Raw genomic sequence first — 12,429 nt, forward strand, 5'->3', positions numbered from 1 at the left:
CACGACGGCGGAGCTCAAGCGGGTAACGGGAAGGTCGTGCCATGACTCGATCCTTTCATGAAATCGAGTCTCCATTCGAATCGGGGCGGTTCACCCGTCCCCTTTTTTAGGGTTCTAAATAAGCCATTTTCAAATGAGTTGAAGATGCATGCATGGTTTGAGCGTATCTGGGTAGGTGCTTTAGATTTTCATTACGAAATGATCAAGATCCCTTGGCTTTTCTGTCGGCAATGTCAAGTGTGTACATAGTTATGCGAGTTTTCGGTCATTTCCCCCTCGGTACCTTCACGGGTGCATCACATCTGTGATGTACATGCAATCGAGAAGCTGAGGAATGATGAAGAGTCATATACCTCCGCCGGAGGCGCGTGGTCGGATCTGGTCTGGGAGGAGCCTGCGTTACATAGCGGGTGGTCTCGCCGTGGCCTTGTCCGTCACCCTTCTTGACGGTGTGAGTCCCGCGACTGCGGCCCCGTCCAAGGCTGTTGCGGCACCGAGGAAGTCATCGGCCACGCAGGCGGCGGACATTGCTTCGGCGCTGGTGGCGGCGCGGCTGTCGGGCAGGCGGGTCGAGGCGCTCTCCGAACGGACGGAGACGTCGACGACCTGGGTGAACAAGGATGGTTCGCTCACGACGGAGTTGTCCGCGGGGCCGGTCCGTTTCCAGGATCCGGCCTCGGGCAACTGGCGTGATGTCGATGTCGAGCTGGCCACCGAGGCGGATGGCTCGATCGTGTCCAAGGCCCACCCGCGCGGGCTGAGGCTGGCGGGCAAGTCCGGTGCCAAGGCCACCTCGCTCCGTGCCGCCCAGTCCGCTCCTGCCACGGACCTGGTCACTCTTGGCAGCGGCGACGAGGCGATCACCCTGCAGTGGCGCGGCGGCCTGCCGGCTCCGAAGCTGGACGGCACCCGGGCCACCTATGAGAACGCCGTTCCGGGGGCGGATGTGGTCGTGGAGGCCACCCGTACCGGTTTCGAGCAGTTCGTCGAGGTCAACACCAGACCTGACGCAGGTTTCTCCTACACCCTGCCCCTGAAGACCAAGGGCCTGAAGGCCGAGCAGCAGCCGGACGGCAGCGTACTGTTCACCGACAAGAAGTCGAAGAAGACCGCGGTCATGCCCGCCCCGGTGATGTGGGATGCGACCATCGACCCCGTCTCCGGCAAGCACACGCGCCAGGTCGGCGTCGGCATGAAGGCCGTCAAGACCAAGGGCGGCGTGGACTTGGTCCTCACCCCGGACCCGAAATTCCTGGCCGATCCGGCGACGAAGTACCCGGTCACGGTCGACCCGTCGACCTCATCGCTGTCGAACGTCTTCGACACTTATGTGCAGCAGGGCACGACGGTCGACTGGTCCACGGACGTTGAGCTGGACCTGGGTAACCCGGGTACGAAGAACGCCGACGGCACATATCGCACCGCGCGTTCGTTCATCTCCTGGAACACGGCGCCGATCGCCGACGCGCTGGTGATGGACGCCAAGCTGTCGCTGTGGAACTTCCACTCCGCCAACTACACCGGCACGTCGTGTCCCAATCAGCCGTGGGAGGTGTGGTCCACGGGGGCTGCTTCGACCTCCTCGCGGTGGGCCGCGCCCAACCAGCCGGCGTGGATCGCGAAGAAGGCCACGTCCTCGGAGACGAGGGGCAATTCATCCTGCCCCACGCAGCCGGACGGCTGGATCAACGCTGACGTCACCACAATGGTGCAGGAGTGGGCGTCGGCCAAGGCCGCCAAGTCCCATATGGGCCTGCACGCCTCCGACGAGAACGTCACGGGGCAGTGGAAGCGTGTCAACTCCGCCAACGCTGCATCCAACCCGCCCAAGCTGGTCGTCACGTACAACTACCGGCCGCGCACGGGCACGAAGCAGGAGGCGGGCCCGCCGTTCTTCTCCTACGGTGGCGCCTACATGGTCAACACGCTCACGCCGACCCTGCGTGACACCTTTGTCGACCCCAACGGCGACAAGGTCAACGGCACCTTCCAGATCTTCGACAACGCCACCGACAGCCAGGTCGGTGACGTTCTCGTCTCCAAGTTCGTTCCCTCCGGGCAGGTGGCTTCGGTAACCGTCCCCGCGGGGAAGCTGACCGACGGCAAGACGTACAAGTTCCGCACGTCACCGTACGACGGCACGCACTACAACACGGGCTGGTCGGCGTGGAAGACGTTCACCGTCGACACCAAGGCCCCGTCCGCCCCCACCAAGATCACGTCCACGGACTATCCCTCGGACAAGTGGGTCAAGGGGGCCGGCCAGGCCGGAACGTTCACCGTCACCCCACCGGGCACGGACCACAACTGGCTCGAGTGGTCGCTCGACGGGGTGACCTGGACCAAGGTCGCGACCGGCGGCGCCAGTTCGGACAAGGCCATCAGCGTCGCCCCGCCGAAGGACGGCACCCACACCCTGCAAGTGCGGGCCGTCGACAAGGCCGACAACAAGTCCGAGGCGATCGAGTACACCTTCCACGCCGGTCCCGGCGGCTTCGTCCAGCCGAGCGAGGGAGAGCGCACCGCGCGCCGCCTGCCGCTGGTCGCCGAGGCGGACGGATCGAAGTACGACAAGGTGTCCTTCTCCTGGCGCCGCTCCGAGGCCGACCCCTGGACCGCGATCCCGGCTGAGGACGTCACCGCCAGCGGTGTGCCCCTCACGGCCTGGCCCGTCCCGCTGGCGAACGGCAGGAACGCCCCGCTGGTCTGGACCGCGACAAACACGGTCGACCCTGACGGAACCGTGCAGATCAAGGCCGACTTCACCGGCGCGAACGCGGCGTCCGGCAGCAGCAACCCACTCACCGTCGTCGTCGACCGCGACGCCGACGAGGCCGCGGCCGAGGCGGTCGGGCCCGGCTCGGTGAACCTCCTCACCGGCGACTACACGCTGTCCGCCTCCGACGTCTCGTACTACGGGCTCTCGGTGACTCGGACCGCGTCGTCCCGTACCCCGCAGGCCGGGGCGGAGCAGCAGGGCCAGGCCGCGATCTTCGGCCCCCAGTGGGTCTCCGGCACGACCGCCGAGCTGACCGATTCCGACTACGCACACATCCGCAGGATCTCCGACACCGCCGTCGTCGTGGTCAAGGCCGACAACACCGAGATCCACTTCACCGCGAACTCCGGCAGAACCGGATGGATTCCGGAGCCAGGCTCAGAGGCCCTGACCCTGACTGGCAGCGTCAGCGGCTCCTTCACGCTGTCGGACTCCGAAGCCGTGGTGACCGAGTTTGCCAAGCCCGATCCGGCCGTCGTCACCTGGCAGGTGGTCTCGAGCCGCCTCGAAGGGCTGGACGTCTCCACGACGACCATGTCGACCGAGACCGTGCTGACGGGCGGAAAGACTCTCGCCCGTCCCAAGCGGATCGTGGCCCCGACCTCGGCCAACACCAACGCCGTCTGCCTCGCCACGCCCACGACCAAGGGCTGCCGAGTGCTGGAGTTCGTCTACGCCACCGCCACCACGGCGACCGCCACCGCCTTCGGCGACTACCAGGGTCAGGTCAAGGAGGTGCGGCTGTACGCCACCGAGAAGTCCGCCACCTCGGCATCCGCCCGAGCGGTGGCCACCTACCAGTACGACGCCGCCGGACGCCTGCGCCAGGAGTGGAACCCACGCCTGGCCCAGTCCACGCAGACGCAGTACGCCTACGACAGCGCGGGCCGCGTCACCACATACCAGTCCACGACGGACCAGCCGTGGACCTTCACGTACGGGAAGGTGGGCACTGGATCGACCGCGGGGGAGGGCATGCTGCTCAAGGCGTCGCGCCCGGCGCTGAAGCAAGGCACGACCAGCACTCTTGAGGGCACCGCAGCCACGACCCTCGTCTACGACGTCCCGCTGACCGGGACGAGCGCTCCGTACAAGATGGGCGCGGCGGACGTGAAGGTCTGGGGTCAGACCGACGCTCCGACCGACGCCACCGCCGTCTTCCCCGCGGATGTCGTGCCGTCGTCCAACACGGGCACAGGCCTCACCGCCGCTTCCTACGCCCGCGCGAACATCAGCTACCTCGGTGTGTCGGGGCGCACGGTGAACTCCGCGGCACCCGGCGGCCACATCTCGGCCTCGGAGTCCGACAGGTTCGGCAACACCGTCCGCGACCTCACGCCGGTCAACCGTGCCGTTGCCCTGGGGATCACGGCCGCAGACAGAGCTGCCCAGGCCGACCTCGGCATCGCCCAGCTCACGTCCGCCGAGCGCGCCAGGCTCCTGTCGACCAGCTCCGTGTACAGCGCCGACGGCACCCGGGAACTGGAGGTGCTCTCCCCGCTGCGCAGGGTCGACCTCGCCGCGGACCTGAAGTCCGGCACTACCACACTGGTTCCCGCAGGCACGTCCGTGACCGCTCGTGGCTGGACGGTCAACGAGTACGATGCGGGCCGTCCCACCGACGGCACCGCTGGCGTCAAGGACCAGCTCACCAAGGTGACCGTCGGGGCCCAGGTCCGTGAGCACCCCGGGGTGCAGGGCGAGATCAGGACCACCCAGACCGTCTACGACTGGACCCGGGGCCTGCCGGTCAAGAAGATCCAGGACCCGGGCGGCCTGGCCATCACCACGACCTACGAGTACGACACGAAGGGTCAGGTGCGCAAGGAACTGTCCCCCGGGGCCACCGGGACCGACGCGGCCACCCGCGTGACGAAGTACTGGTCCGCCACGGGCACCGGCACCTGCGAGGGACGCCCCGAGTGGGCCGACCTGCTGTGCTCCACCGGCCCCGGCGGGGACATCACCGGCGGCGGCAGCAACCCTAGCCAGCTTGCCACCAGCACTTACGAGTACGACTCCTGGGGCAATACCACATCGATCAGCAACAGCGCCAACGGCGTCACTCGCACCACCGAGACGACGTACGACAGCGCGGGCCGCGCCACCACGGTCGCGGTGACTGGCGGACTGGGCGAGACCGTCCCGACCACCACCACCGGCTACGACAGCGTGACGGGTCGGGTTCTCACCGTCGGTTCCCCGACGGCCGGGACGATCACCAAGGCTTACGACACTCTCGGCCGCCTGGTCTCCTACATCGACGCGGACGGCGGCAGGACCACGACGGAGTACGATCTCCTCGACCGCCCTGCCAAGGTCAACGACACCGTCCCGTCCGTTCTCGCCTTCACATACGACCACACCGCGGAACCCCGCGGCCTCGCGACCAAGCTCACCGACTCCGTTGCCGGGGTCTTCAGCGCAACGTACGACCCCGAGGGCAGCCTCCTCACGGAGAAGCTGCCGGGCGGCTACACCATGACCGTCCGCAACGACTCCATCGGAACGGCGATCGACCGCACGTACACGAGGGACAGCGACTCGGCGGTCGTCTACTCCGACAGCACGACCGCGTCCGTCCACAACCAGACCACCAGCCACGCGGGCTGGTCCGACCAGACCTACCGCTATGACGCCGCCGGGCGTCTGGCGACCGTCCAGGACACGTCCGACACGGTCTGCACCCGCCGGGCCTACGGCTTCGACGCCCGCACCAACCGCACCACGGTCACGCAGGCCACGGCGGCGGCCGGCGTGGACTGCCCGACCAGTGGCGGGACCGCGACGACCACAACCTACGACTCGGCCGACCGGCTCAACGCCACCGGCTACACGTACGACGCTTTCGGCCGCACCAAGGCGTTGCCGGGCGGTGTAACCGTCGATTACTACGCCAACGACATGGTCCGTCAGCAGACGGTGGGCAACAGGCGCCAGACCTGGGCGATGGACGCGGCCCTGCGGCTGCGTTCGTGGACCGTCGAGGCCAACACCTCGGGCACCTGGGCGAACGTTGGTACTAAGACCAACCACTACGACTGCGACTCCGACAACCCGCGCTGGGTCGTCGAGGACGCCTCGACCGGCGCGGTGACCCGCAATCTGACCTCGCTCGGGGGAGGTCTCGCCGCGACGACCAGTGGCACCGGCTCCACAGTTCTCCAACTTTCAACGATCCACGGGGACATCGCCCTGCAGCTTCCCCTGGACGCGGCCCATGCCCCTGTGGCGCTGGACACAGACGAGTACGGCACGCCCAGGGCAGGGCAGGCCGCCACCCGATACGGCTGGCTGGGCACCAAGCAACGCTCTGCCGAGACTGTCACCGGGCACACTCTCATGGGCGTACGGCTCTACAACTCCACCACCGGCCGGTTCCTGTCCGTCGACCCGGTCCAAGGCGGCGGAGCCAACCGCTACGGCTATCCCGGTGACCCGGTCAACCAGAACGACCTCGACGGCCGCGCGTGGAAGTGCAAGGCCAAGTGCAACATCGAGGGCAAGGGCTCGCACTGCACCGGCCACGTCTGGGGCGCCGGCTCCGGGAAGACGAAGGATGGCGCGGCGACGGAAGCGAAGCGGGATGCCACCCAGCAGGCGCCCCGTGGCTGCTACGCCCGTCACTGCCGGGCGTACGACTGCACCAAGAGCCGGGCCAGGCAGTGGTGGGATGGCAACTACAACCCGCGCACCATGCACCAGCACAATGCGCCGAACTGGATGAGGAGCGCCAACCGCAACTCCTGGGGAATCCTCTTCCGCAACGAAGTGTGGAGGGGTACCTTCGGCAGCTTCTGCGGCTGCAGCCCCTGATCCCTGACCAAGGTGCGGGACCTGTGTTCCGACCTCCGCCCGGGGCGCCATCCCGGGCGGGCCCCGGGCCGCGGAGCGCGGCACACTGGACCCCCGCTCGCCAGCCCCGTTCGGAACGAGGACCACATCATGAGCTACGCCGACACAGAAGCCACCAGTACGGCAGCGGAACCAAGGCTGTGGCAGGTGAACATCGCCCTGCTGGCGACAGCCGCCCAGCACGAGGAACTGATGGACCGGCTGGTGGAAGTGCTGTGCCCGGACCCCTCGCACGAAGGGCCCTGCCCAATCCCCTGGGCCATGCACAGCGTGGACGGTGACTCTCTTTCCAAGAAGAAGCAGAAAGCTCTCCGGGAGGAGATCGCCGAGACTAACGGTCCGGATCCGGACTGACCGAGTCCGGTACCGACCGACGCTACGGGCCCGGTTCCGCATGCCATGCGGAACCGGTGTGGCGGGGTGGTGGTTCTGTGGTAGTTGGGTTGTTGTGGCCTGGTGTTTTGTTGTTGGGCTGGGATTCCAGGCCGGGGGTGGGTGTGTTGTCGGGGGCTGGGGATGGGCTTGGTGACGGGTGTTCGGTTTGGGTGTTCGGGGTGGTGGTCTGGTGTTCTGTACTTGTATGGGAATGATCTTGGGTTTTTGGTGGGTGTAGTGGTGCGTCTGGAAGGACCCGTGTCGTTGACCGGTTTATGTGCTGGTCACCGGGACGGCGGGTGGCTGGTGGGGGCTGGAGGGGTGAGGGAGCGCAGGCGGTGGAGGAGTCGGTAGAACGTGGCGGGGGAGATGTTCAGCTGGTCGTATTCAGCGGGGTAGTTCAGACGGATCGCCGTGCGTAGTTGTTCCAGCAGGTGACTACCGCAGTGGCTGGTCGTGTTGTGTGTGCCGCTTGTCTCGATGTTGGTGTGGAGCAGTCGGATCACGCGTTCGTCGGTGCGGCCCCAGGGGTGGGGCACGGTCTGGCGGATCAGTCCGGCCGGGCCGTGTCGGCGCCAGGCGCGGTAGCGGCGTTCGATGGTGCCGGCCGAGCAGTGCCGCCAGCCCGCGGCTTGTAGTTCGGCGGCTTTCGCGGTGAAGCGTTGTTTGAGCGTGGAGGTGGCCGGGGCGTGGTCCGGCCCGGGCTGCACCGGGGTGGCCGGGGCGTGGTCCGGCCCCGGCTGTGCCGGGGTGGCTGGGATCTGGCCGTCGCGGATCTCGGTCAGGTGCCGCTCCCACTCCTGCACGTGTCGCAGGTCGTCTTCTCCCAGCCACCGCAGCAGGCCGGCTTGCTCTTCCTCGGGGGCCGGATGGGGCCGGCCGTTTTCCTCGGGCAGCCTGAAGCCGTCGGCCTTCAGGACCACGCTGGCGAGCGCGTATACGTCGGGTTCCTCGCCGGTGAGACTCACCAGGTGCACAGCGGGGCTCCGCTGTGCGGCGACCACGTAGAGATGGCCGCGCCAGCGCAGCCGGCGGCCCGGTTCCAGCAGGTGCGGAGGCGTGCCGGTGGCAGGCGCGGGAAAGGCAGTGGTCACACGGAACGTCCTTTCTCACGATGTCGCGGGGCAGGCCGAGGGCGGGAGCGGGGCCTGGGCAGCGACGTGTTTGTGTGAGGGGTGATGCAGACATGGAGCGGGTCGTTTCCGGCAGGGGAGAAACGGCCGAGTCCGAGGCGGTGTCCGATCATGCCGAGGACTTCCCGCGGACGCTGTGTCCGGTGGTGGGGTAGTGCGGTCAGGGTGCGGGCGAGGGTGACGGTTTCGGGGTAGATCACCAGGTCACGGGCCAGCAGTACGGCTGAAGCGCTTCCCATGTGGTTCAGGTGGGGGTTGGCCAGGGCGAGGTGGTGCAGCCGTTGGCGCCACCGGTCGGCGAGGTGTTGCTGGTGGTCGTACCAGCGGGTGGTGATCGCGCGTGCCGTCATCCACGCACTCGCTCCCAGGCGGTGGCGTCGCAGGCGCTGGTGGGCGCGGTATGCGGCACCCAGCGCGGGGACCGCCGCGGTGTGCAGCGGGGTGCCGAGTCCGGGGTCGGGGGCGGCCTGGTGGTGGCGCGGGCAGACCAGGTGGTGCCAGGGCCGGTGGACCTGCGCAGTTCCGGTCGTGCCTTGGCTGTGGCGCTGTGTGCACAGGGTGCAGGCGGCCACGGGCCGGTGCAGGGCGTCGAAAGGTGTCCAGCGCGCGGTGGCCGCGCCGCCTGGCGTCGCACCGTCTTGGGGCAGGTGGGGCAGGTGGGGCAGGTGGGGCAGGTGGGGCAGGTGGGGCAGGGCGCGGGCGAGGTGGCTTATCGGGATCTGGCTCAGGATGGTGATGCGGTGGGCGGCGGCGAGGGAGAGGACGAGCCCGGCCGTGGGCGCGGTGCCGTGGCCGTGCAGAGTGATCCCGGCCCCGTCGCAGAGCTGGGGCAGCGTCAGCCGGTAAGTGTGCGCGAGGCGCTGGAGGTATGAGGCGGTCGCTTCGAACGCCAGCGGCCGTACCCGGAATACACCCGCCGCCGGGGACGGGAGCTGTGCCCACGCCCCCACGGCAGACGCACCGGCCGCCGCCCGCGCATCTCGTCAGCCAACGGCCCCTGGACTCGGGAATGCCGCTCACCCTCAGCCAGGGCAAGGCCGTCAACCACCCGTCCACTCTGTATGTCCGCGTCCGCCGAGAGCAGGACGAGGGCCACGTGATCGACGTCGGCGGCGGAGTCTGCCGCATCGACGCCGGACGTCTCTGCCTTCCCGGCCTGCGCAGCAGCCCGTCGCGGGGCGAACCAGCGGACGTTCTCGGCCGATCGGGTCATGAGCGAATGGGTGTACGTGGAGAATGAGCGTATGACGCGATCACCTGCCTGCCGAATCCGACCCTCGCACCGTGTCCGCCACGGGAAGCCGGTGCTCCTGGACGGTGGAGTCGGACGGCACCGTAGCCGTCACCTTCGACGGCACCCTCCTGCTGGCCGGTCAGGAGGTCCTCTCACCGCACCAGCTGTTGCGGCTGTGGGAGGACCAGGCGCTGATGCAGATGGAGATCGGGGACGCCACGCTGGGCGACCAGGATGTCACGCCGGCTGATCTCAAGGCGAAGATTGCGGCCTACGGCGTGGCGGCCCACACCGTGCGCGTGGGCCGGTCCAAGGGACTGACCGACGCCCAAGTCCCGGAGCTGCTGGACGAGCTCAAGCGCGTGACCGCCGAGCAGGGGCCGCAGCAGGCCAAGGAGGTCAACCACTTCGAGACCGTGGAGTTCGGGGTGCGGCTGTTGGCCGAGATGGCGGCCGCCTGGCGTCTGGCACTGACCGTGGAGTGGACCGACGATCCCGACGACGGCACGTCCATGAAGCTGTAACTGCGGACCAAGGACACCGCGCGGCGGAGCGGACACGACCAGCGCGGCGGCGGACGAGGGGGGTAGTTGGTGAGCAGGCTGTGGCCGCACCAAGTGGAAGCGGTCGACGCGGTGTTGTCGGCGATCGGCCGGGGTGGCCGTACAAGCCTGATCGCGGCGTGCGGAACGGGCAAGACCCGAATCGGCGGCGCGGTCGGCTCGCGTCTGGAGTCCCAGGGCCGGGTGCTCGTGGTGGTGCCGACGATCGAGCTGCTGGTGCTGACACTCGCCGCCTACCGGCTCGTGCGGGGCGGGCACCTGGGTCAGGCAGTCGCCGTGTGCAGCGACACCACGATCGCCGACATGCAGGTTCGCCTCGCAGCAGCAGCTCGACATGGGCATCTTCCGCACCCTGACCGCGACCGCCTACCGCCAGCACATGCACCACCGCATCGTCGAACGCCTCCCCGACAACGCCCACGGGGCCGAAATGTTCCAAACCGCCCGCCAGATCATCCACGCCAGACCAGCCCCGCAGCCGCCACTCTGCACAAGACGTCACAACGGGGGCACTCTGCCCAGGAAAGGCCAGGGAAGACCGTCGTGAACAGCCACCGCGAACAAGGGCGGACCACAGACTTCTCCCCACTCAGCGAGCTGCTCGGGACCGGCCGCTGCAAAGCACCCTTCCCCCTTCCCGCAGACCCACAGGAATCGGCAACAGACCCATACAGCACGCTGCCTGACACCTCGCCCTGCGCGCCGACAACGCCCCGGCCTCCACCACGCCCAGCCCGCTGCACTGCCGTCGGCGGGGCCAGCACTCGTCGCGCCCTACCGCAGAGCAAAGTGCAGGAGCCATCTCGCGGTCCCCACCGTGACAGACATCCCCGGACCCCCAGGTTCGCCAATCTTAGTAGCTCCCCGCGTCGATGAGGGTCGGCCGGCCGGTGCATGTGAGGCGGGTGAGCAGGGGCAGGGGAAACAGCAACAGGGCGAGGTTGGGCAGCAGCCATGAAGGGTCGAGTTGCCCGCGCAGGGTGAAGTAGGCCACCGCCATGCCACCGGCGGTGGCGGTCAGCGCTAGTGACAGGGTCAGGGCCGCCGGTGCGGCATGCGAGCCACGGCGCATCGCGCGCACGGCTGCGAGACCGCTGATCGAGGCGGCGATGTCCAACGGAAGGAAAGACCAGTTCCATGCCGTGACGCGGGGATCGGTGTACTCGTCGAACATGGCCTCAGGCGGCAGCGCCCCGATGATGACCAGCGCCCAGTAGACGACGAACCCGACGTCGGTGAGCACCATGGCGACCGTAGTCGCACGCAACAGGCGGTCGAGGCGGGGCTCAGCCATGAGAGACACCCCCGCCGAGGTTCGTGACCGCCACACCGGCGACAACGAGCACCATCCCGAAGACCGCGGTGACCTTCAGCCAGCAGACATCCTCCGACAGCCGCCCCAATCGTCCCCAGCCCGGACCAGTTGGCATAGGCGACACCCGCACCGATGCCCTGGAGCGCCCGGGCCAGAAGAATGAACGCCAGGCCGTAGCCGACGAGGACCGCGGCCGGGACAGTCCGTCACTGGCGCGCAAGGCCGGCGTAGCGGTCACCTCCGCGACGATGGCGCCGCTGAGAAAGGTCCATCCCATGGAACATCCTCCAAACTTTACCGTCTGGTCGGTACAGTATGCCTCATGGGTCGACTTCCTCTCGCCTACGCCAAAGTCCTTGACGCCGCCGAGGCAGTGCTGCGCGACCGCAGCGCCGCCGCCTTCACCCTCGATGCCGTCGCCGCCCAAGCACAGGTGAGCAAGGGTGGATTGATGTACCACTTCCCCAGCAAGGAGAAGCTACTCACCGCCTTGGTCGCACGCGCCGTCGCCGCCGTCGACGACGCCCTGGCCGACGCGGCCGCCAGCACCGAGCCCGGTGCCTTCACCCGCGCCTACCTCGACATCACCATCCCCGTGACGCCTGACGACAACGCACCTAACGACCACCAGGCCCCGGTGGCCGCCCTGGCCGCCGCGGTTTCGCTGGACCCCCGGCTGCTGACCCCGCTGCGTGAGGCATACAGCCGCTGGCAGTACCGGCTCGAAAGTGACGGTCTCGACCCCGCCGCCGCTACCGCGGTGCGCTTGGCCGTTGACGGCTGGTGGCTTGCAGCCTTGCTGGACCTACCACCGCTCAGCGCCGACGTACACCATCGCACCCGCGCGATCCTGGCGAATCTCGCCCAACCGGGCAGCTGGCCGCCGTCGCCCGGCTGTACGGATGCTCCACAGTCGGCGGCGGTGGTGGAAGTGCTGCCCGAGGAGTTGGGCAGCTGAGGGATCTCCGTCGCACCATCTGCTGCCAGTTCATCCACAACGGCGCGCACGCTTTCGTCCTGGACGGGACCTGTCCCCGAGTGGTGGACAACTCTGAGCCCGGCCCCCGGGAGGGGCCGAGCAGGAGGCATCTTTTATGGTGATGAAGGTCTACTCGCCCGAGTTCAAGGCGGACGCTGTCGCGCTGTACCTGTCGGACCCGAGCCACACCTTCGAG

At 68.1% G+C, this 12,429-nt stretch carries 9 protein-coding genes and 1 pseudogene; 6 read left to right on the forward strand and 4 right to left on the reverse strand.

Translation table 11 applies throughout. From position 1 onward, the window contains the following. The first annotated feature begins 427 nt into the window (after positions 1-427). Entirely contained in the window at positions 428-6,595 is a 6,168-nt protein-coding gene (locus AB0E67_RS35430; RefSeq protein ID WP_362034843.1) for an RHS repeat-associated core domain-containing protein, read from the forward strand. Positions 6,596-6,724: 129 nt separating this feature from the next. Then, a complete protein-coding gene (locus AB0E67_RS35435) occupies positions 6,725-6,988 on the forward strand; it encodes a hypothetical protein (protein WP_362034833.1) in 264 nt (87 codons plus the stop codon). A 305-nt stretch (positions 6,989-7,293) separates the two neighbouring features. On the opposite strand, the gene AB0E67_RS35440 is transcribed toward AB0E67_RS35435, so the two are convergent. Together AB0E67_RS35440 and AB0E67_RS35445 are read right to left on the reverse strand one after the other, a co-directional pair. Beyond that, a complete protein-coding gene (locus AB0E67_RS35440) occupies positions 7,294-8,103 on the reverse strand; it encodes a hypothetical protein (RefSeq protein ID WP_362034835.1) in 810 nt (269 codons plus the stop codon). Beyond that, entirely contained in the window at positions 8,100-9,092 is a 993-nt protein-coding gene (locus AB0E67_RS35445; RefSeq protein ID WP_362034837.1) for a TniQ family protein, read from the reverse strand. The genes AB0E67_RS35440 and AB0E67_RS35445 overlap by 4 nt, the downstream gene beginning before the upstream one ends. Before the next feature lie 334 nt (positions 9,093-9,426). Between AB0E67_RS35445 and AB0E67_RS35450 the strand changes: the two genes are divergently transcribed. Then, positions 9,427-9,900, forward strand: a complete 474-nt coding sequence (locus AB0E67_RS35450) for a hypothetical protein (protein ID WP_362034839.1) — start codon at positions 9,427-9,429, stop codon at positions 9,898-9,900. Between the two features lie 69 nt (positions 9,901-9,969). Further along, positions 9,970-10,815: a DEAD/DEAH box helicase family protein gene (locus tag AB0E67_RS35455; protein ID WP_362034844.1), complete on the forward strand. Its 846-nt coding sequence runs from the start codon at positions 9,970-9,972 to the stop codon at positions 10,813-10,815. Here the strand turns inward: AB0E67_RS35455 and AB0E67_RS35460 are convergent. Together AB0E67_RS35460 and AB0E67_RS35465 are read right to left on the reverse strand one after the other, a co-directional pair. After that, on the reverse strand, positions 10,793-11,233 hold the full coding sequence (locus tag AB0E67_RS35460) for a DUF5360 family protein (RefSeq protein ID WP_362034841.1): 441 nt from the start codon (positions 11,231-11,233) through the stop codon (positions 10,793-10,795). The two genes, AB0E67_RS35455 and AB0E67_RS35460, sit on opposite strands and share 23 nt — an antisense overlap. A 140-nt stretch (positions 11,234-11,373) precedes the next feature. Beyond that, positions 11,374-11,424, reverse strand: a pseudogene (locus tag AB0E67_RS35465) (hypothetical protein); the annotation flags it as partial. Positions 11,425-11,576: 152 nt separating this feature from the next. Between AB0E67_RS35465 and AB0E67_RS35470 the strand changes: the two are divergent. Next, a complete protein-coding gene (locus AB0E67_RS35470; RefSeq protein WP_362034842.1) occupies positions 11,577-12,212 on the forward strand; it encodes a TetR/AcrR family transcriptional regulator in 636 nt (211 codons plus the stop codon). Between the two features lie 136 nt (positions 12,213-12,348). Continuing rightward, a partial coding sequence (locus AB0E67_RS35475; RefSeq protein ID WP_362034846.1) for a transposase occupies positions 12,349-12,429 on the forward strand: 81 nt, incomplete at its 3' end.

Origin of the sequence: Streptomyces sp. NPDC032161, from assembly GCF_040636995.1 — a bacterium.
In the GTDB taxonomy this organism is placed as follows: Bacteria; Actinomycetota; Actinomycetes; order Streptomycetales; family Streptomycetaceae; genus Streptomyces.

What these genes read in the sequence shown, in the direction of transcription:
- AB0E67_RS35435 (WP_362034833.1), top strand. Translation starts at nt 6,725, where the DNA reads ATGAGCTACGCCGACACAGAAGCCACCAGTACGGCAGCGGAACCAAGG.
- AB0E67_RS35460 (WP_362034841.1), bottom strand. Translation starts at nt 11,233, where the DNA reads ATGGCTGAGCCCCGCCTCGACCGCCTGTTGCGTGCGACTACGGTCGCC.
- AB0E67_RS35470 (WP_362034842.1), top strand. Translation starts at nt 11,577, where the DNA reads ATGGGTCGACTTCCTCTCGCCTACGCCAAAGTCCTTGACGCCGCCGAG.